Consider the following 20,544-nt stretch of genomic DNA (forward strand, 5'->3'; position numbering starts at 1 on the left):
CTGTAAAAGAAGAGAAGGAGGCCTCCATGAAAATCAAAATTGATATTGACCCGGCCCACGAAGACACTCCCATGGTGACCATCCAGGCAAGCGAGTGGACCGAAGAAGTAGAGGCGATTGTGCGGCATCTGAAGGAACTCGATAAATCAGAAGGTTCACCGAAGCGACTTGTAGCTGTAGACGGCGAGGGGTCTGTGATCTTGCAGCCGAGTGAGATTGACTATGTCTATTCGGCAAATCGAAAGGTGTACGCGCAGATGCAGACGAAAACGCTAGAGTTGAAGCTCAAACTATATGAACTAGAAGAATTCTTGACCAACTACAGCTTTATTCGCTTCTCCAAATCGGTCATCGGCAACATGGACCGGATTGACAGATTCGAACTATCGTTCAACGGAAATCTGTGTGTCTTTTTTAAATCCGGTAATAAAGAATACGTCACACGAAGCTATGTGCAGCATCTGCGCAAGCAATTAGTGGAAGGAGGTGGCGGCCGTGGTGAGTAAATTGATTGTCCGTATGTTTGGTGGATTTGGTGTAGGGGCTGTGGTGACGCTCATTGCGCTTGTTGTACTGAATAATCCCGAAGATACCGTTTCTTCTCACCTGATTGCTCTGAACTTACTCGGCAGCATGTTGATCGGTGCGTACTTTAGCATAAGCGCTTTATTATTCGAAAGAGACGAATGGAGCATGTTGAAGCAGACCTTGTTTCATTATGTAACGTCGCTGATTGTGCTGTTTCCTATCTTTACTTGGCTCACAGGTTGGGTTCCACTCACACCACGTTCACTTGCCATTGGATTTGTATTTTTCACAATCACCTACATCCTCAACTGGCTCGGCTGGTTTACGTACTTTAAGCAAATGGAAAAGCGCATGAATGAATCCTTGCAACAACGAAAATAAAGGGAGGGAACAAATATGATCGAGATTCAAGGCGTCCGCAAGAACTATGACAAACGGCAAGCGCTTGACTCAGTAAACCTCGATATACCGAGGGGAAGCTGCTTCGGTTTGGTCGGCCCGAACGGAGCAGGAAAGTCGACGCTCATGAAGATTTTAGTCGGTGTGGTGGAAGACTATGAAGGAGATGTCCTTGTGCAAGGAGCACCATTTAAACAGAATGTCACAGCCATTAAACGGCGCATCGGTTACGTCCCGCAAGACATCTGTTTAGAAGAGACGTTGACGGCGCGTGATAACTTGCTGTTCTTCGGAAGGCTGTATGGGTTGAAGGGTTCTAAGCTTCAAGAACGCATACAACAGGTACTCGCACTAATCGGTTTAGCTGATCGAGAAAAATCCCTTGTCCGCACCTTCTCTGGAGGGATGAAGAGGCGATTGAATATCGGATGTGCCTTACTTCATGATCCGGACATCATTGTACTCGACGAGCCGACAGTAGGCGTCGATCCTCAGTCACGTTGGGCCATCTTCGAATTGATTCATGACTTGAAAAGGCAGGACAAGACGATTCTTTATTCCAGTCATTACATGGAAGAAGTGGAGCAGTTGTGTGACACGATAGGGTTTATAGACCAAGGAAACGTCGTCGAATACGGAACCATGCAAGAGGTTCTCGCCAAACACCGACACGCGGCCATCTATTTGGAAGGTCCGTCCGTGACGCGAGAAGGGTTAAACGGATACGAGGGTGTGACTGCGCGGGATAAGGGGTTTGTGATTGAGAGTGCAGAACCTTTACGTCTTCTGGAGCAGATCGCCAAACAGTTTGCCGCTGAGGCCATCATTCCGGAACGCCTTGAACTCAGTCAAGCGAAGCTCGAGGACATCTTCTTCAAGCTGACTGGCACGCATTTACGCGACACGAGACAGGAGGGAGTGCAATGAACGCGATTGCCTTACTAGAGCTGAAAAAGAAGACACAGGATAAGGGACTATGGTTTTGGACATTTCTGTTACCCATCATCTTCATCGTCGGCTTTATCACGTTATTTGGAGAGAGCATGGGTGCAGAGCCCGAGCAACTTGTCGTCCAGATCGTGCCGGGGTATACAGTCATGTTCTCGTTCTACATCATGATTTCCATCGTCATCGCGTTTATCAAAGATCGCGACAGTGGCATGACGGCGCGTATGGCCAGTACACCATTGTCGCGGATGGAGTATTTCCTTGGCAAATGGTTGCCGTTCGTCGCAGTGGTCTTGTTACAGATCATCGTGCTGTTCGGGTTTGGTGTAGTTGTCTATGACCTTCCTCTCGGCGACCCGGTGGCGCTCGCTGTACTCTCTGTCGGCCTGGCATTTGTTGCGACAGGCTGTGGAATGGCGATGGCAGTGCTCGCCAAGACGGAAAACATGGGAATTGCTCTCACGCAAGTCATTGCTCTCGGTGGTGCAATGCTCGGTGGTCTCTGGATGCCCGTTGAATTTATGCCGGAGGTGATGCAGAACATTGCGAGGTTCCTACCACATTACTGGGCACTGGAAGGCTACAAGACCGTGCTCTTGGAGCAAGGTACTCTACTAGATGTTTGGGCATCTCTAGCAATTCTTGTGGTTTTCGGAACAATTTGTATCGTCACAGCGCTCGTATTCTATCCGCGGTACTTGAGGCAGGCGAAGAGTTAAATGAACAAAAATCAACGCCAGGGGTTTTTGAACTGCTCCCCGTCAAGTAGACAGTAAAAAAGAAAAAAGGGTAGACCTAAGCTGCGACCTGGTATCGATACTGATATGCTCCCCAATAGGTAGACAGATGAAATAAAAAATCTGTTTATCTATTGGGGAGTGTTTTTTTATGGCGAGAAGTCGGCATACGATCGAACAAAAATTGAGTGCGCTGCATCGAGAGGAGGTCGTGATCATCCAGGTACGGCTACAGCAACGATATATCGCCATCAAAGAATTAAACGAAGAGGAGGCCCTTTCGATCGTGCTCCTCTGTCGAGTCGCCGGCATCTCACGGGCGGTCTATTACAAATGGTTGAATCGTACCATACCGGTGCGTCAAGAAGAGAACGAGAAGCTTCTGGAGGACATCCGTCTACTCTATGACCAGGCGAACGGCACATACGGGTACCGTCGGATCACGATGACCATCAATCGGCTGCGCCGGCAACAGAGCCTGTCCCCGTTCAATGAAAAGCGGATCTATCGCTTGATGCATATCCATGGGATCCAATCGATCATCCGCCGGAAGCGGAAGAGACATAAGAAATCAACGCCACAACATGTGGCCGAGAACCTGATGAACCGAGAATTCAGTGCATCCCGGCCAGACGAGAAATGGTGCACCGACGTCACCGAGTTCAAATACGGCGCCGGGAAGAAGGCCTACCTGAGCGCGATCATCGACCTGTATGACGGCTCAATCGTCGCCTATCGCATCGGGAGGTCCAACAACAACGGGCTCGTGTTCCATACGATGATGCCAGCCATCGCGGGGCTCCGTACAGGAGCACGTCCGATGATCCATAGCGACCAAGGGTTCCAATATACCTCGAGAGGGTTCAAACGGATGGTAGAAGACGCGGGAATGACCCGAAGCATGTCCCGGGTCGGACGTTGCATCGACAATGCGCCGATCGAGAGTTTTTGGGGCACCTTGAAAGTGGAGATGTACTACTTGCGTGAGTTCCAAGCATATAGCGAACTCACATCGGCCATCGAGACCTACATATCGTTCTACAACCACGATCGTTTTCAGAAACGACTAGGCGGCTTGAGCCCTGTCGAATACAGGGCTCAAGCCGCCTAGGTCGGTATTCATTATTTGCCCTGTCTACTTGACGGGGAGCAGTTCAGCGCGGCGTGATGTTTTTGTTTATCCGGCATACGGTTTAATCGGTCCGCGCAGGCTGAACGAGTAGTCCTCCGGATCGACAATCCCGACGACTTCGTCGCCTTCAAGTAACTCCCATAGGAATTCTGCCATCTCGCGCGCCGTGTGATACTTTGCGACGTTCTCGCTATAGTCGAACCCTTCCGTATCGCGAGCCCGGTCGGCGAAACTCGTTTCGGTTGCAGCCGGTGCGAGTACTTTCGCCCGAAGCTTGGCATCACTCTGCTTCAACTCTTGCGCGAGCCCTTCCGTATACGCACTCACGAAGAACTTCGTCGCACAATACGTGACCGAGTTCGGGACGATCCGATAGCCCCCGACAGACGACACGTTCAACAGTTGCGCCCCTTCGACGTCATGATAATCTCGGACGTATAGACTCGATAAGACGGTGAGCGCTTCGATATTCAGACGAATCATGTTCTCGATTTTACCGAGGTCGACATCTTTGATGAGATCCGCATCCCCGAATCCGGCGTTGTTGATCCACGTTTCGATATCGAGGTCCGCGAGCGATTCATAGAGACCATACACGTTTTCGCTATATGATAGGTCGGTCGATTTGATGATGACATCACTATCTGGCGAGATGGATTTGATCTCATCACGTAGCGACTCAAGCTCTTCTTTCCGTCTTGCGACGAGCACAAGCGACTTGCCTTTTTCGGCGAGTAGCTTCGCTGTCTCATAGCCGATTCCTGAACTAGCTCCTGTAATGACCGTATACTTCATATAATCCACTCCTTTTTGTCGTTTACCTTGTTGTTGATTCCCCACTTTCTTCATCGCGAATCGTTCCGATGTGAACGAAAAGCCCTGACTCCAAGGAGACAGGGCTTTCAACTTATGTCGTGAATCGACCAATCAGTGTCTGCAGGTCACTCGTCATATTGCCGAGTGATTCAGCGACACCGTTCAATTCTTGGATCATCGCGAGTTGGGCGTCAGCCGTCTCACCGACCGTACGCATTGTGTCGGCCATCCCTTCACTGTCTTGTGACATTTGAAGAGAGGACGTCGCGACTTGTTTCGTCGTCTCCGCAATCTCATGCGAGGCGATGCGGATATGTGACGTATTATCGACTGATGTCTCGAGCTGACTGACAATCTGTTCGAACGCACGTGTCGCTCGTTCGAGCAACAACGTGTTCGTCTCGACGCGTTTCGCACTGACGACGTGTTGGTCGAGAACGGCGTTCGACTGTGCCTGAATCGACTCGATTAACCCGGCGATTTGTGTCGCCGACTGTTTCGACTGCTCGGCAAGCTTACGGACTTCTTCTGCGACGACGGCGAACCCTTTTCCTTGTTCACCGGCACGTGCCGCCTCGATGGCCGCGTTCAATGCCAATAAGTTCGTCTGATCCGTGATGGATTGGATGACCTCGGTGATGAGTGCGATCTCGTCAGACTGTTGCTTCAGTGCCGAAATCGATTCTCCCGTCAGACGTGTCTCCCGCTCCAAAGCGAGTACCTCGTCTTTCGCCTGAGCCATCGTCGCACCGCCTTCTTCGGCGAGCTTCAAACTCTGTGACACGTCATCGTCAATTGAGCCGATGGACCCGGCAATTTTGCCAATGCCTTCATCTGCTGCTGCGACCGCTTGCGACGTTCCCGTCGCTTCTTTCGCTTGCGCAATCGTTTCGTCCACGATTCGGTCGATGAGACGGGTCGTTTCCTCCGTCTGTGATGCCATCTCTTCCGTGCTCGCATACAGTTCTTCCGATTGCGCCGTAATTTCCTGCGCGTTTTGGGTGACACGGTCAATGAGTTCACGTAAGTTGCCTTTCATGCGGTTGAAGCCGGTCATCAATTGTCCGATTTCATCTTGTGTGAGCGCCTGCAGGTCCTCACGTGTCAAATCTCCTTCCGCCACCACGTCCACTTCTTTTGCCAAGAAACGGAGCGGTGTCGTCACCATACGGCTGATGGCATATCCGGCGCCCATCGTCAGGACGAAACTGACGATGGCGATGACGACCGAGTACCAGAAGGCACGCTGACTCGCTTCTTGGAGCTCCATCTGCATCGCCAACATCTTCTCTTCCGTCTCGGCCTGCAATGCGTCTCCGGTCGATGCGATCGATTTCGTCACGTCCGGCATGAGACGGAGCGTCAAACGATCGATTGCTTCTTGATCTTTTGAGTCAATCGCCGCGATGGCTTGTGTCGCCAACTCATCATATCCTGTCGCGTATCCGAGTAACGATTCAAATTCTTTTCGTTCGGACTCGTTGTCCGCGAGTTCAATCAACGATTCGATGGCGGCTTTCTTTTCTTCTCCACCTCGGATGATTTCTTGTTTCCGTTCATCGTCTTGTACGAGCACATACCCACGCACCCCATACGCCTGACGCACCATCCCGAGCGCCAAGTCGTCCGCCGCTTTCATTTTCATGACATCGTTTGAGATCATGTGCTCATACTGACTTGTCATCCGATCGAGCGTCCACAAATTATAGGCCATCCCGACCAATGTCAGAATCAAGATTAAGCCGACACTTGCCATGATTTTTTTTGATAACGTCCATTTGTTCGATAGCTTTTTCACGTACTACGAGGAGTAATCTCCTCTCTCACCTCTTTTTCTCTCTATTTTTATGTATTGCCTTTTCTATATCGGACGCAACAGCCTAATTTGTACCAACAATTTGAAATTCATTTATGTATTGACCTATCTTTTTATTTTTCGTGGGAGAAACAAAAAAGAACCAGACAGCTGCCTGGTTCTGAGTCTTGCTTATAGCTTGAATTGCGCCACGCGATTCGAGAGTTCGGTCGCCCGTTGTTCTGTTTCGCCCATCTTCGCCTGAACGTCGTTGAAACGCTCGACTGAGAGTTGAACTTTCTCTGAAATGGACTGCGTTCCGTCCGCGCCTTCTGTCACGGTCGTCGCCACTTCTTGAATGACACCAAGAATGTTGTCCGTCATATGACGAAGTTGAAGCGCGTTACCTTCGAACGTCTTCGCCGTCTCACCGAATACTGTCGCATCCTGTTCGTATTGCGTTGCGGCATCTTCGAGTCGGTCGTAGTCGGCCATGACTTTCGTATTGAGGAACGTCAACATGTCTGCCGAACTCGTATTGAGTCGTTCGACCGAATCGATGACCGTGTTTGACACGTCACGAATCTCGTTGACCGTCTGACGTGAGTTTTCCGCCAGTTTGCGAATCTCGGATGCGACGACCGCGAATCCGCGACCCGCTTCCCCTGCCCGTGCCGCTTCAATCGATGCGTTCAAGGCGAGCAAGTTCGTCTGGTCGGCGATCGCAAGAATAGCTGTCGTCAAGACGCGAATCTCTTCAACCGACTTGGCCCCTTTGATGGCTTCTGCGAGCTCGACCTGTTTCTTCTCGATAATTGCCACTGCTTCTGTTTTCGAGACGACAGCTTGCTCACGCATTTGGTGAGCCCGTGTCTCGACACGATTTGCTGTTTCGGCACTCTCATTGGATAAGTCGACGATTGAATCGATTGAACTTCCCATCTCGGTCGTCGAAGCGCTCATTTCTTGTGAAGAGGCTGCCGTTTCTTCCATCCCGGCCGTCAATTCTTCGACCGTACCCGACGTCTCTTCCATATAGTGACTGAGTCGCGTCACTTCGGCTGATACGTCTTTTGAAGACGAGAGGACGACTTTCGCCGTCTCGTCGACATCAATCATGATCTCACGAAGTGTGCCGAGGAACGTGTTGAACGAACGACTGACTTGTGCGATCTCGTCGTTCGACGTGACCGGAATCGTCATCGTCAAGTCGCCACCTTGTGTCGCGAGTTCATCAAAGCGTGTCTGGAGCGTTTGCATCGGTCGAATAATCGAGCGTAACAGGCTGAGTCCGAGGAATAAGAGAATCACCACGGCCCCGACCGTCACGGCAATCAATGCCATGAGAGACTGCATGAATTCACGCTCCATGTCCTGACCGACACGTTGCGACCCTTCTGAGTTGTAGTCGACCAGATCTGCTAGTTTTTGTGTGAAGTTGTCATACGTAGACTTGGACTGTGCATCATAGTATGAGCGAGCCATCCCTGTGTTACCGGTCGAGCTGAACGTCAACATGTTGTCTGAAACACGTTGGTACATCTCCCATTGACGCGAGAAATTCGTAAAGAGTTCCTTGTCCACCTCACCGGAAGCCGTTTTTTCATACTTCGGTGCAATCGTGTTGATTTCGTCACGAATCTCTTTCATTCGTGTCATCAGTTCTTCTTTTTGTGCCGCATCCTCCGTCACGATGTGATCGAGTTCGAGCGTGCGGTAGTTCGCAGCGAGCGTATTGAGTTCGTGCGCGTAATCGAGCCCTTTATTCCAATTGTTGACGATATCGTCCACTTGACGGTTCGCGTCACTCATTGAAAACAGTGCGTAACCACCGACGCCAATGACCATGACGAGCGATATGATGACGAGCCCCCATAATTTTTGACGAATCGTCAAATTCTTTCCAACGTTCGCTCCGAAAGATGTCGTGCGTTCACGCTTCTCTCCGCGTTTCCACTTGAGTGTCGGTTTCCACGTCCATGTCGGTTTTCGTTTGATTCGGCTCAGTGCCTTCGACCATGTTGATTTCCATGCCATTTATGTATTCCCCTCTCAATCATGCAGTGTTTCCTATACTATCGACAATTTTCAGAAAATAATGAAGAGGATTGACCAAACTTAAAAAAGGTGACTCAAACTACAGGAGTCACCTTTCAATCGATTATTTCTCACTCAATACCGTCTGCGTACCTTCAATCATCTTGATTTCGGTCCACTCCATCACGTTCTTCGCGAGCGGATCATTGGCGACCATGAAGTCAGCAAGCGCTTCTACCTTTTGGGCTTCGACCGGTTGTTTCACGTTGTTCAAGCGGAAGCGTACGACCTTATGGAATGCATCTAAAAATGAGATTTCAAGTTTTGTGTCAGTCATGGGTGATTCTCCTCCTTAGGTATGGGTTAGACTAAATCGTATTCACGGACGATGCCGAGGTCTGCTTCCTCTTGAATGACGAGGTCGATCAAGAGACGACCGAACGCGTCAATCGTATCTGCCGTCAGATCGGCACGAATCGGACCGAACCGTTGTGCTTTCTTAGTCGGTTTTGCTGTTTGTACGTCATGATGCGTCGTCAACACGAACGTTGCTTTCTTCTCTGTTAAGACAGCCATGGGGGGATGGCTCCTTTCAATAGGGGATTAGGTTTCTGATACGGTCGAGGTATCCATTCGTTCGAGTAGCTGGATCATACGATCGAGCTTCGTCTCAATCCGATGAAGCAAATAGAGCGAGACGACGATGGGGAACCCCAGATTGGAGATGAGTTCGGGCCAACTCATGTGACCACCTGCTCATCGTGCCGAGGATCGGCGGCGGGACGAGTGCGGTTCTTCATAAGTCCTCCCTGTTAATACACTAGAAATTCTTGGGCCACGACGTAGTTGGCGGATTCCACATCAATCAGTGCCTTGATCAAGTCACCAAACTGTTTCATCCGTGCCTCATCCATCCGACTTCCAAGCGGTCCATAGCGGACGAGTTGCTTTTTCTCTTTGCCGTCGAGTTGTCGCCGGGTGTCCAAATAAAGCATCGTCGCTGTTTCTCGATATGCTGCCATCTGTCTCACCTCCTTCGCCCTTATTAACCGTTTTCATGAAGAAAGTGCTCATTCTATTTTTATATAACAATTAGTGACTATAGTCCCAAAATTTCTGAATTTTTATTCATTTTTCAAATATGGACTGCTTTTCTTGAGTTTTCATACCAATTAGGGTATCTTAATCTTCGGCAGACAGCATTCAAAAATACGTCAAAAGTACCATGATTTATTCCCCATATTTGAAAAAACTGTAAGTTAAATTCTTGTAAATGGGGTACGATACGTAGGAGGGCATTTTTTGAATTTTACTAGTCAGTCTTGAAGAAGGAGACATACACGATGAACAGCCTAGACCTCGCAAGCTTTGCCTCAATTCCTTCCGCTCAACACGACTTCGACCAAGCCGACCTGACGTTTTCAGCGACCGAATGGGATACATACCGGCCGGAACAAGGAAAACCAATTTCGTATAAAGAGCAACATTTGATTGTCTATCCGCTCAAAGAATTGAGCCGCGCCTTTAGTGTGGCCGGCATCCCACGCAGCCAACAGCAATTGATCAAGTGGGAGACCGATGGCGTCTTGCCGCCGACCCCGTTCACGTTTGGTCGGAAGCGATTCTATACGGAAAATCAGATTCGTACCATTGTCGACATCGCATTGGAATGCGGATTGCGCCCACGAACACACGTCAAAAAGACGAACTTCTCCGAATTGGTGCATCATGAACTAACGTACATATTAAAACTCGAACTAAACGCTTATGAGGCGCCTGTCGTCTGAACAGGCAAAAGCCATCCGCCATGAAGGTCATGACGAATGGCTTTTTTACTCACTTTTTCGTAATCGACTGCGGCACGTCCGCACGGGACACTTCCACATATGAGGTGACCGTTCGAGTCGACGGTGACATCGTGACGATTGTAGATGATGGAAATGGAATTACCGAATCCGAATCGCCTTATATCTTTGAACGCTATTACCGAGGCACGAATACAGATGACGCACGCGGGAGTGGTCTCGGCATGGCCATCTCACGGGACATCATCGAAGCCCACGGCGGGAAGGTCGAAGTCGAAAGTGCACCGGGATACGGTACCACGATTCGAATCACATTCACTGCATAAGAAAAAGGGACGCTCAGGCGTCCCTTGCAGACTGTATACAAAAAGCACCCACTTCATTTCAACTTAAAAGGGAAGAAACGAGAGGATGCCAGTTTCTTTAAAAATGAAGAATATAATAACCGTAGAAACAGTTAAAATGATTCGATGTTCTGTTATCTTAAAAAATATTGAATAAAGCACAACCGCAGTCACAAGATTAAATCCACTTTGAATATCGATACCAAAGTAGTGAATACGTACTTGAGCTGCTTCAGAGTTAAATAAAAGATCTGGAAGAAAATAGTATCCTCGTTTGAATAGAAAGGCAGTAGGTATTGAGCTTAGAATTGCGGCGCCTATCCCTTTTTGACCGGCATTCCAAATGATTAACGCATAGACAGAGGATAGGACTGCGATAGTTAGCCATATTCCAAATAGTTGATAAGGTAAGAATCCTAAGTTCAAATAGAACATTAGGTAATAAGCTAAAACTGTGGAAACAAGCAAAATAATTGAATGAATGGAAGCGTTTAATCGTGACTTGCTAAACACAGCTACTAATGTCACTAGGAATAGCCAAAACTCAAGTGTAGTATCAAAATCAATCAAAGGGGAACTACTCGCATATTGATCTAAGCATCCCAAGAAAATTCCCAATAACCCTAACAAGATATAATTCTTGAATTGGTTAAAAAAAGTAATTTCATGAGTTGACTGTTGTGGCGTTGAGCTATTCATATGTATTTGAGTCCCCAATCTAAACTTTAGGTAAGTTATAAGAGTGAAAGATATTGATATATACAATTCTAAAAGGGACGCTCAGGCGTCCCTTTTCTGTGTCGTATAGTCAACAATCCATTCTTCAAGTTCTTCAAGCGGTAACGGTCTAGAGAAATAATAACCTTGCATCTCGTCACAGCCGAGTTCGCGTAACGCGTTCCACTGTTCAAGCGTCTCGACGCCTTCGCACACCGTCTTCAAATTCAAGCCACGTGCCAGATCGACAATCGATTCGACGATGACGTTGCCGGTCGGGTCATTCTCGGTCACTTGAATGAACTGGCGATCGATTTTGATCTCATGAATCGGATAATACTTCAAGTAGACGAACGCCGAGAACCCTGTCCCGAAGTCGTCAATCGAGATGGAAAAACCTTCTTCTCGGAATGCAACAAAACGATCGATGACGTGTTTCTGGTTCTCCATCCCGACGCTTTCCGTGATTTCTAAGGTCAAATAACTCGTACTGACCCCTTCTTCCCGTGCGATCTGGGCAAACTTTTCGACGACCCCTTCGGATAAGAAGTGACGCGCCGATAAATTGAGGGCGAGTTCATACCGGTCTCCCCGTTCATGCCAACGTTTGAGTTGGCGACAGGCCGTCACGAACGCCCATTCCTCTAAGTCGATGATGACACCAGTTGATTCGGCAAGCGGAATGAAGTCGAGCGGCGGCACGAGACCTCGCTCTGGGTGATTCCAGCGCATCAACCCTTCAAACCCTTTCAGTTTACCTGAGGAAGCATTCACTTTCGGTTGGAAATACAGTTCAAACTGACCTGATATCACACCAGTACGTAAATTCATCTCTAACAAGAGTCTCTCAGATGCTTCTTGCGCCATGGCCTCTTCAAAAAACTTGATGACCCCACGTTTCTCATCTGATTGACCTGCAACGACACGTGTTGTATGAATCATATCCAAAGTAGATCGACTTTCATGTTCAATGGAGATGAATGCGCTCGTCGTCAGTACAACGTCTAATTCATTGACTCGATATGGCGCACGCGTCACTTGCTCGCATAAATGTTCTGCAAACGAACGTATTTTCCTCCGTTCCCCGTAAGGTACCCAAATGACAAATCCCGATTGCGAGGTACGTGCCATCCTAGATTCATCGATTACTGCTCGTAGTCGTTTCGCCATTTCTTTCACGATCAAATTCGATGTTTCGGTTCCAATCGCATCCTCAATAGACCGAAAATCGTCTGCTCGAATATATAAAACTGCTCCTAAAAACCCTCTCGCTTGTTGACGTAATTGATCGACTTCCTCGACAAATGCATATTTGTTCATCAAACCTGTCAGTTCGTCCGTGTAGGCTAACTGATGAATCCGTTCATCCACAAGCTGCCGGTCAAGCCGGAAGTACAGGATGGCAATAAAATCCGCAAGTGTACTCACAATCAATTCCTCAAGATAGTTCCACTCCCGAGGCAGAAACGTCTCGCAACAAATCACACCTGTGGCACGATTGTTTGCATAAATCGGAGCATCTAGCATGGAGTACACACGCTTTCCTTCTACAAAGTACTCTTTGTACAAGTCCTTCACCCATGGATGACTGCGAACATCCTCAAACGAAAGTATTCGCTCTGTTTGAAGCGCATCAAAATAGTCAGGCGCAAGTTCACGCTGGACCGTCAACTTCGGATGATGTGTCCCTGATTCGTGAGAATAAGCGACTTGACATGAAATAGATCGATACGATGTATCAAAATGCCAGATCGAGACTGTATCGACTGCCAACATATCGGCGACAATCTCACACATATACAGAATTGCCTCCTGCACCGTTTCTTCCGTTACAATCGGCATCCGTACGAGCGCGAACAGTTTCTCTTGATGTTTACGATATACTCGGTTTGAAAAGTTGTTCTCGATCATCAGTCTGCTACCTCACCCATTTAAATTTGACCTAATGATAGCACGAATCAACCGATTCAACGGTTTTCAAAATTCAACAGAAAGTCAATACTTCCTTCTTTTTTCAAGTGATGAAACAGGGATTTATTCCCACTTCTAAATTATTGACCTTCTTTTTAAGAAAGAGACGCGAATTGACCTTTTGTCCCATTGCTTGCCTATTTCTTTGCACCGTACAATGAACTTGTATTGTTTCAATTGTTAAATTGTTTCGTTCTCACTCTTTGAAAGGATGTGACGCTATGAATCCAAAGTCTGGTCTCACCTATTCATTCGCGGCACTCGCAGCGGTCAGCGTGCTTGCCCACGCAGACGAAGCAGCAGCGGCGAGCACACATACGGTGCGTTCGGGTGATACGTTATGGTCGATCAGTCGGTCCTATGATGTGTCCGTTGCGACGATTAAATCGTTGAACGGTCTCTCTTCCGATCACATTCGCATCGGTCAAAAACTAAAGCTCACAGGCAGTCCCTCTGCTGCGACAGGTGGTTCCTCGTTAACCACGGCGAGTACGAACCGCGTCACGACGACACACGCATTGAACATGCGGGTCGCCGGGGGAACGTGGCATCGTGTCCTCTTGACGATTCCAAAAGGTACGGCGCTCACACCGATCCAATCAAACGGTTCATGGACGAAAGTCAGTTACGGCGGACAGACCGGTTGGGTGCATAACGATTATTTGCAAAAGGCATCTATGTCGAGCAGTACCGACAAACCAACAACGGTCACACCGAGCTCGACTACAGCTCAAACGAAAGCCAACTTGAATCTGCGTTCGTCGAAGTCGACGAAGACGACCGTATTGCTCACGATTCCAAAAGGCAAAACCGTGACCGTCTTATCTGTCGAAGGGTCATGGTCGAAAGTGAAGTATGGGTCGAAAACAGGATATGTCGCCAATACATATTTAACAACATCAGGAGTGGCGACACCGACAACACCGAGTACAGAACAAACCATGAACCAATCATTCGTCACGACCGCGAACTTGAACGTTCGGCAAGGTGCGGGCATCGGTTACGCCCTCGTCACGACCATCCCGAACGGCACCGTCGTCAAGGCGACGAAGCAGTCCGGTAGCTGGTACTATGTCACATATAACGGGAAGTCGGGATACGTGAGTGCCGGCTATTTGAAAGAGACGTCCACGACACCGAGTGACCCGGCTCCGAACGAAGGCGATGCCGGTGCTGGTAATGCGGCTGTCGATTATATCGTCAACACACCGTCCTTGAACGTACGTTCGAGCGCATCGACGAGCGCGACCATCATCGGGAGTGTCAAAGCAGGACAGACGTTGCGCGTCGTCCAGTCGTCAAAAGGCTGGCTTCAAATCTATTACGGGAATACGGTAGGATTTGTCGCCTCGGCTTATGTGAAAACCATCCCGAAAGGTTCGGCAGACGGCCCGTCTTGGGTTGAAGGTTCTTATGATTCGAATTCATATTATACGTACTATCCAACATCGATTCGGTCACAGGCGAACGAGTCGAGTAGCACGGTCGGCTCGACACTTCGGGGAGAACTCTTGAACGTAATCGGGGAGACATCGACCCACTATCGTCTCGCATCAGGATTCGTCGCAAAATCAGCCGTCGCTGAAATCAAAGGGCAAAGTGCCCAAGCTACTAGGCTTTCGACCATCGATGTGGCAAAACGCTTCGTCGGCACACCGTACGTATGGGCATCATCAAGCCCGGCAAATGGTGGATTCGATTGCTCAGGACTCATCTATTATGTATTCAATCAATCCGGCGTCAGCATCCCACGGACAAACGTGGCTAATTATTGGGGTGGTGCTTATTTCGGACCTCAATTGCCCAAGTCATTCGTCCCGCAAGCCGGTGACCTCGTCTTCTTCGAAAACACATATACCGCCGGGCCATCGCACATGGGTATCATGATCAATTCCGATACGTTCATCCATGCCGGTTCATCTGGATTAGGATACAACCAAATCAGTAAAGAACCGTATTGGCAGTCACGCTTAATCGGTTATAAGCGACCGTGACTTTGGTCACGCCAAAAAACCCGACAAAAGTCGGGTTTTTCTTTCGTATTGCAGGATTTTTATCGCTTGACCCGAATTCGGAAGTATGATGAAGGAAAAAAGGAGGTGCCGGATGGGCCAACCCCGTTTTGCAAAAATTCCATACCGTACCTACACGATGGCGCTCGCGATTGCTTGTCTCATCGGTGTCCTGTTGTTTGGACTTGGCACGAGTTTTTATTGGCATGAAAAACAAGAAGCCATCGACCAGACGATTACGAATTTGAATCAAGCGGCAAACCTAGCTGGTGTCGAAGCATACGTCTCTCTTTTCGAAGCGGCGACCCGGTATGAGGAGCAGTCGAATCCGACGACATCCTTCCTCTCCACACCGTACAAAGAACGGGCACTCCAATACAATGAGCGTTTATTGAACGACTTTGAGGACGGTGTGAACGAACGGGAACGGGAGACGCTCCAGACGTTCTCAAATGAGTTGAATCAAATTCTCGAGGCTGAACAATTCGAGGCGGTCCCAACCGATGTCATCAGTTCCATCAATCGACGCTGGCTATATCAAGCACTCGAGCAAACGAATCAATCGAATGCGGCATACGAACTGACGGATGCCATCATGCGAATGCAATCGATTCTTATGCGGAATCGTGAAGCCCTCTTCCGTAACCCGATTGATGCGGGTCAACTCACAAACACCGTGGATCTGATTGTCGGCGAAGCAAAACTTGTTCAAACCATCATTGAATCGAATGAGACACTGCAGTCGAAAGCGGTCATCGACGTGGCGGAAAGCGGACAGTCCTTTGCGAATATGGCGAATCGCGAGGCGTCTCTAGAAGCTCGTTACGTCAATTCAACGAATGTCTACGAGGACGCCTATGGTGCCCTTCGTTCCATCCGTTCGAGTTCTGAGACGATGCTTCAAGAAGAAAGTAAGCATTATCAAGTCTTAGCCACCACTTCATTCGTGGTGACGTTGCTGTTATCGCTCGGACTCCTATTTCTGCTCTACTATACACGCAATCGCTACAATCACGATTTGGCGCATCTCAAAGCACGCGCACTCGCCATCGACCCTAGCCTAGAACCTGTCGAAGCGATGTTTCCGAAAACACATGATTTCCGAGGGATCGAGGACGAGTTACGCGAGATTGCCACGAGTGTCCATTCGACCGTTCACGAACTAGAGAATCGTTCACAAGACCTCGTGCGTTACCATGAGCGCTGGTCGTCTCTCTTCTCTGAGACGGGACTCGCCATCGCCCTCATGGATGACTCGTATAACCTGATTGAGCGCAACGAGATGTTCCGGCAGTTTTTCGGTGATCGGAACTTATATGAGATCAACCAATTGTTCACCGAGACGGGTCGCCGCTTGTTCGAGCAAGCGCTCGAAGGTGTGACTGAACATGGGACGAGTGCGCAGTTCATCATTCATCTGAAAGGGGAACATCTCCGTTATCTGAATGTGAAACTGACGCCGCTCAAGCGTGAGGAAAAGTTGACGTATTACCTCATCGTCGAAGATGAGACGGACCGGGTCGAACGGGAACGGAAGGTCGACCGTCTCGTCCGTTTCGACTTGGCGACCAACCTCTATAATGAATATGGCTTTGTTCGCAAGTGGGAAAAGCAAGAGATTGACGGTGCATTTATCCTTATCCGGATTCATGACTATCATCATCTCGTTGATTGGTACGACCCTGCGTATGCTGATTTGCTCATGATTGAGTTTGCGCGAGCCGTCGAGTCCCGTCTTTCGAAATATGCCCAACATCTCTTCGGTCGATACCGAGACGACACGTTTATGTTGTATGTCCGAGGCTTCTCATACGAGGACGAGCATGAGCTGTTGGAGCTCTTCCCAACTGAAGTGACAATCAACCATAAACGCCAAAACGTACATATTCAAATCGGGGCGACCGAAACGGAAGGGGCATACAACGACTGTCTGTTTAAGGCGATGAAGGCGTTACAGCACGCCAAAGAGACACGTACCCCTTCGGTTTGGTATGACTCCGAGATTTTAGCCCAGATGCAACTCGCCGCATTGATTGAACAAGCACTTCCGGATGCCATCCGAAAAGGAGAATTGACGGTCGCGTATCAACCGCAAGTCGAATTGAAAACAGGTCGCGTCGTTGGCGCGGAAGTGCTCGCTCGCTGGACACATCCTGACATCGGAGTCATCCCACCGAACGAGTTCATTCGCATCGCGGAACGTTCCGATCAAATCTTATGGCTCTCACATAATATTCTCGATCAGACGATTGCCCAGCTCGTCGCATGGCAAGGGACTTCATTTGAAGACATCTCCTTGTCGTTCAACTTGTCGGCCCATTCGGTCGACCCTTCCATCCTGGCGAAGCTTCGGGATTCGATTGAGGTATACCCGTGGCTACCTGACCGATTGAAGATTGAATTGACCGAGTCCTCTGACATCATGTCGTATGCGAGTGAACTCGAACGATTAGAAGATATCGCTGACCTCGGCTATTGCCTATCAATCGACGACTTCGGGACCGGATACGCCTCATTCGAAGCGATTTGGCACCTACCGATTCAAGAAGTGAAAATTGACCGGATGTATGTGAGTGGAAAGGCGAAAGAAAGTACGTCCTTCTTACGTGCCGTCTCTCGCTTTGCGAACGAGCAACAACTAACCGCTCTCGCCGAAGGGATTGAGACCGAAAGCGACCTGTCACGCATGCTTCGTGAAGGGGTCGAACTCGGACAGGGCTTCTACTTCTCACCCGCCCTGGACGCAGCCTCATTCGAATCATGGGTCAACAAAAAGGGACACTCGCGTTGAGTGTCCCTTTTTTCAGCGTGAACGAATGTCCTCATATAACTGCCTCGTTTCTTTAAACGAAGACTGATTGAGATAGATTGTTTTGTCTGACCAATCGAGTCGGATCACCGGCTCGACATCAAGGTCGATAAAGAGGAGTACATCCTCCCCTGCTTCCGTCCGAAAATGTCCGGTCAGACGCGTTCCCGTATCTGCTCCGTTCGTTCGACGCGCGATATCCGGCAATGTCGTCCATGTCACGTCTTCCACTTCATCAAACGGGACCTCACGACCATAACTGCCTTCAATCACGATCGCTTCATCCGTCACGATCACCTCAGTCGGTTGACTGAACCAAAACATGAGCGCCGGCACACCGACGAGTAATACGACAGAGACGATGATGATCGGAATGAGACGTTTTTTCCCATCTGGCCTCAAGCGCCCCGCTCCATCGTAGATGTTACCGTCATAGCGCTGCATCCGCCAAAGCATCCCGACAATGAATACCATCAGGGCGAAAAAGAACGGCTCGAGCGGAACGTTCCAACCAGACAGTTCGATGAGCGCAATGATGAGAAAAAGCGCACTAATCCCGTAACACATCCAGGCAATCAGTCGCGCCACTTTTTTGATGTCGACCCGCTCCTGTTTCTCTTTCGACATTGTATTGTATCCAGAGATCAAGTGATACCAACCGAGCCTGTCAACCGCGAAGCCTAACGCGATGACGATTCCTGCTGCTAGAATGAGAATCCACATATGCCTCGCCTCCTCTCCTTTCTATACGTCATGACTGCTACAAAAGATTCACGTCTCGCAAAAACAGGACCGCCTATATGAGCGGTCCTGAACAGTTTTAGTTTGAAGTCGGTGTGTTCGACGGACGTTGCATCCGTCCGATTCCTTCGTATGACACATCGCCCGGATCGCGTGCGAACTTCCATGCGTTTCGTGCATCGATCAATCGACGCTGGCGCATGCCGTTGAAAGCATCCGGTGCCAAGTTCACAATCTCATCCCATTCTGTGACGAGAATGGCATAATCGGCTCCCTTCAGCGCCTCTTCAACCGTCGTCGCTTGTGGATAGTCCCACGTCGCAATCGGATCATACCCGATGACGTCCACGTTACGGGCCACCATGTGGTGAGCGAGTAGAATTGATGGGGCATCTCGCATATCGTCCGTTCCTGGTTTAAATGCCAAACCAAGGATAGCCACGCGCATATTCGGTTCAACGTTCAATTTTGAGAGCACGTACTCGATTTGCGTCTCATTCACTTTTGTCGCCGCCCGGATGACACGTAGGTCGATCTCGTTTTCACTCGCGACGTGTAGGAGTGCGTTCATGTCTTTCGGGAAGCACGAACCTCCGTACCCGATGCCCGCGTTCAAGAACGAACGCCCAATTCGCGGATCGAGTCCCATCCCGTCCGCAATCGTCGAAATGTCAGCGCCAGCTTGATCGGCTAGACGCGACAAGTCGTTCATGAAGCTAATTTTCGTGGCCAAAAAGGCGTTCGAGGCGTATTTGATGAGTTCTGCATTGATCGGTGTTGTACAGATGAGCGGAACGCCAAGGCGTCCGTAGATTCCTGCCAACTCTTCTGCGACTTCGAAGTTTACACACCCGATGACGACACGGTGTGGTTTCATGACGTCTGCGAGCGCGCGTCCTTCTTGTAAAAATTCAGGTACAATCGCAAACGTATGAGAGGGATACATGATGTTCAGTAAATCGGTCGTGCCGGGTGGGACCGAGCTACGAATAACGATTTTATGCTTCGTGTTCAGTTCCGACAAGACTGCTTCGATATAAGATAAGTCACAGCTTCCATCAGACTTGCTCGGTGTCCCGACCGCAAGAATCAAATAGTCGACCTGCTCCGTATCCGCGATTCGGCTTGTCAGGGTGATCTGGTCGGCGTGCTCTTGCAACACCTCTGCCATGCCTGGTTCATGGAATGGCGGGTGTCCACTCATGAGAAGACGTAGCTTCTCTTCGTCCGCTTCAACCCCGATGACGTGATGACCGGCTTTTGCCAAACCACAAAGTGTAGCCAATCCAACGTATCCTAAACCAATAATTCCAAATTTCACATCAGTTCCTCCTTCAATCATCTTTTATAAGCGTACCGAAACACGCCGAAGAAGTGAAGCTTCTAACACTCTCTCGATGTTCTTTGCTATAATGAGTCAAAATGATGGGTGAAAGGACAAACCGCATGGGCTTAATCGCTTTCTTCTTAGTGACATTGTTCGTTTATTTTTGGCTTCCGGTCCGGGGGGGACTGAAAACCTTTTTGCTAGTCTTGATCATGGTGAGCGGATGGCTCTCCATTTTCGAACTCGTCTCGATTCTCGAAGCCCGTCCATGGGTCATCGCGCCAATCCTGATCATCGTTGGATCGATGATTTGGAAAGTACAACGCGACCGGAAACGAGAGCTCAAGAAAAGTGTTTGACCTCGGTCAGGCGCTTTTTCTTTTTGTCGTATTCGATAAAGCTTATCAGTTTCCTGCATTCATCAAA

General features: G+C 49.2%; 20 protein-coding genes and 1 pseudogene. 10 read left to right on the plus strand and 11 right to left on the minus strand.

Annotated elements, in window-relative coordinates; translation table 11 throughout:
• Positions 1–26: 26 nt before the first annotated feature.
• The 5 genes and pseudogenes from KNO71_RS04365 to KNO71_RS04385 all read left to right on the plus strand — a co-directional run.
• Positions 27–506, plus strand: coding sequence for a LytTR family DNA-binding domain-containing protein (locus tag KNO71_RS04365; protein WP_078147534.1), 480 nt, complete (start codon positions 27–29; stop codon positions 504–506).
• Positions 499–909: a DUF3021 domain-containing protein gene (locus tag KNO71_RS04370; RefSeq protein ID WP_214687426.1), complete on the plus strand. Its 411-nt coding sequence runs from the start codon at positions 499–501 to the stop codon at positions 907–909. Before KNO71_RS04365 ends, KNO71_RS04370 begins: the two co-directional genes overlap by 8 nt.
• Positions 910–924: 15 nt before the next feature.
• On the plus strand, positions 925–1,854 hold the full coding sequence (locus KNO71_RS04375; protein WP_214687427.1) for an ABC transporter ATP-binding protein: 930 nt from the start codon (positions 925–927) through the stop codon (positions 1,852–1,854).
• Entirely contained in the window at positions 1,851–2,594 is a 744-nt protein-coding gene (locus KNO71_RS04380; RefSeq protein WP_074033236.1) for an ABC transporter permease, read from the plus strand. Before KNO71_RS04375 ends, KNO71_RS04380 begins: the two co-directional genes overlap by 4 nt.
• A 217-nt stretch (positions 2,595–2,811) precedes the next feature.
• Positions 2,812–3,723 (plus strand): annotated as a pseudogene (locus KNO71_RS04385) (IS3 family transposase); the annotation flags it as partial.
• A 66-nt stretch (positions 3,724–3,789) separates the two neighbouring features.
• Here the strand turns inward: KNO71_RS04385 and KNO71_RS04390 are convergent.
• The 7 genes from KNO71_RS04390 to KNO71_RS04420 form a co-directional block, all read right to left on the minus strand.
• Positions 3,790–4,539, minus strand: a complete 750-nt coding sequence (locus KNO71_RS04390) for an SDR family NAD(P)-dependent oxidoreductase (protein WP_078147538.1) — start codon at positions 4,537–4,539, stop codon at positions 3,790–3,792.
• A 112-nt stretch (positions 4,540–4,651) separates the two neighbouring features.
• On the minus strand, positions 4,652–6,358 hold the full coding sequence (locus KNO71_RS17830; protein ID WP_353047643.1) for a methyl-accepting chemotaxis protein: 1,707 nt from the start codon (positions 6,356–6,358) through the stop codon (positions 4,652–4,654).
• Positions 6,359–6,547: 189 nt separating this feature from the next.
• Positions 6,548–8,392: a methyl-accepting chemotaxis protein gene (locus KNO71_RS04400; RefSeq protein ID WP_214685901.1), complete on the minus strand. Its 1,845-nt coding sequence runs from the start codon at positions 8,390–8,392 to the stop codon at positions 6,548–6,550.
• A 124-nt stretch (positions 8,393–8,516) separates the two neighbouring features.
• Complete coding sequence (locus KNO71_RS04405) at positions 8,517–8,729, minus strand: DUF2922 family protein (protein ID WP_074035953.1); 213 nt, start codon at positions 8,727–8,729, stop codon at positions 8,517–8,519.
• Between the two features lie 26 nt (positions 8,730–8,755).
• Positions 8,756–8,968 (minus strand): hypothetical protein, encoded by a 213-nt coding sequence (locus tag KNO71_RS04410; RefSeq protein ID WP_147538794.1) that lies wholly within the window; start codon positions 8,966–8,968, stop codon positions 8,756–8,758.
• Positions 8,969–8,995: 27 nt separating this feature from the next.
• On the minus strand, positions 8,996–9,136 hold the full coding sequence (locus KNO71_RS04415; RefSeq protein ID WP_012727209.1) for a YvrJ family protein: 141 nt from the start codon (positions 9,134–9,136) through the stop codon (positions 8,996–8,998).
• 68 nt (positions 9,137–9,204) lie between these two features.
• Entirely contained in the window at positions 9,205–9,414 is a 210-nt protein-coding gene (locus tag KNO71_RS04420; RefSeq protein ID WP_012727210.1) for a hypothetical protein, read from the minus strand.
• 321 nt (positions 9,415–9,735) lie between these two features.
• Between KNO71_RS04420 and KNO71_RS04425 the strand changes: the two genes are divergently transcribed.
• Positions 9,736–10,179, plus strand: a complete 444-nt coding sequence (locus KNO71_RS04425) for a MerR family transcriptional regulator (protein WP_214685903.1) — start codon at positions 9,736–9,738, stop codon at positions 10,177–10,179.
• Positions 10,180–10,199: 20 nt separating this feature from the next.
• The gene (locus KNO71_RS04430; protein WP_483298385.1) at positions 10,200–10,523 is read left to right on the plus strand and encodes a sensor histidine kinase; all 324 of its coding nucleotides are present in this window, start codon (positions 10,200–10,202) and stop codon (positions 10,521–10,523) included.
• Between the two features lie 63 nt (positions 10,524–10,586).
• Here KNO71_RS04430 and KNO71_RS04435 read toward each other — a convergent pair whose 3' ends face one another.
• Positions 10,587–11,240, minus strand: a complete 654-nt coding sequence (locus KNO71_RS04435) for a hypothetical protein (protein ID WP_214687429.1) — start codon at positions 11,238–11,240, stop codon at positions 10,587–10,589.
• An 81-nt stretch (positions 11,241–11,321) separates the two neighbouring features.
• A complete protein-coding gene (locus KNO71_RS04440; protein ID WP_214687430.1) occupies positions 11,322–13,169 on the minus strand; it encodes a sensor domain-containing phosphodiesterase in 1,848 nt (615 codons plus the stop codon).
• 281 nt (positions 13,170–13,450) lie between these two features.
• Here KNO71_RS04440 and KNO71_RS04445 point away from each other — a divergent pair, with 281 nt between their 5' ends.
• Together KNO71_RS04445 and KNO71_RS04450 are read left to right on the plus strand one after the other, a co-directional pair.
• Positions 13,451–15,223: an SH3 domain-containing protein gene (locus KNO71_RS04445; protein WP_214687431.1), complete on the plus strand. Its 1,773-nt coding sequence runs from the start codon at positions 13,451–13,453 to the stop codon at positions 15,221–15,223.
• Between the two features lie 112 nt (positions 15,224–15,335).
• Positions 15,336–18,032: an EAL domain-containing protein gene (locus tag KNO71_RS04450; RefSeq protein ID WP_214687433.1), complete on the plus strand. Its 2,697-nt coding sequence runs from the start codon at positions 15,336–15,338 to the stop codon at positions 18,030–18,032.
• Positions 18,033–18,044: 12 nt separating this feature from the next.
• On the opposite strand, the gene KNO71_RS04455 is transcribed toward KNO71_RS04450, so the two are convergent.
• Positions 18,045–18,773 carry a DUF3784 domain-containing protein gene (locus tag KNO71_RS04455; protein WP_214687435.1) on the minus strand — a complete coding sequence of 243 codons (729 nt, stop codon included), beginning with the start codon at positions 18,771–18,773 and terminating at the stop codon, positions 18,045–18,047.
• Positions 18,774–18,870: 97 nt separating this feature from the next.
• Positions 18,871–20,112 carry a UDP-glucose dehydrogenase family protein gene (locus KNO71_RS04460; protein ID WP_214687437.1) on the minus strand — a complete coding sequence of 414 codons (1,242 nt, stop codon included), beginning with the start codon at positions 20,110–20,112 and terminating at the stop codon, positions 18,871–18,873.
• A 104-nt stretch (positions 20,113–20,216) separates the two neighbouring features.
• Between KNO71_RS04460 and KNO71_RS04465 the strand changes: the two genes are divergently transcribed.
• Complete coding sequence (locus KNO71_RS04465) at positions 20,217–20,477, plus strand: hypothetical protein (protein ID WP_214687439.1); 261 nt, start codon at positions 20,217–20,219, stop codon at positions 20,475–20,477.
• The last annotated feature ends 67 nt before the right edge of the window (positions 20,478–20,544 follow it).

It is taken from the genome of Exiguobacterium sp. s163, assembly GCF_018617135.1.
Classification (GTDB): Bacteria; Bacillota; Bacilli; order Exiguobacteriales; family Exiguobacteriaceae; genus Exiguobacterium; species Exiguobacterium profundum.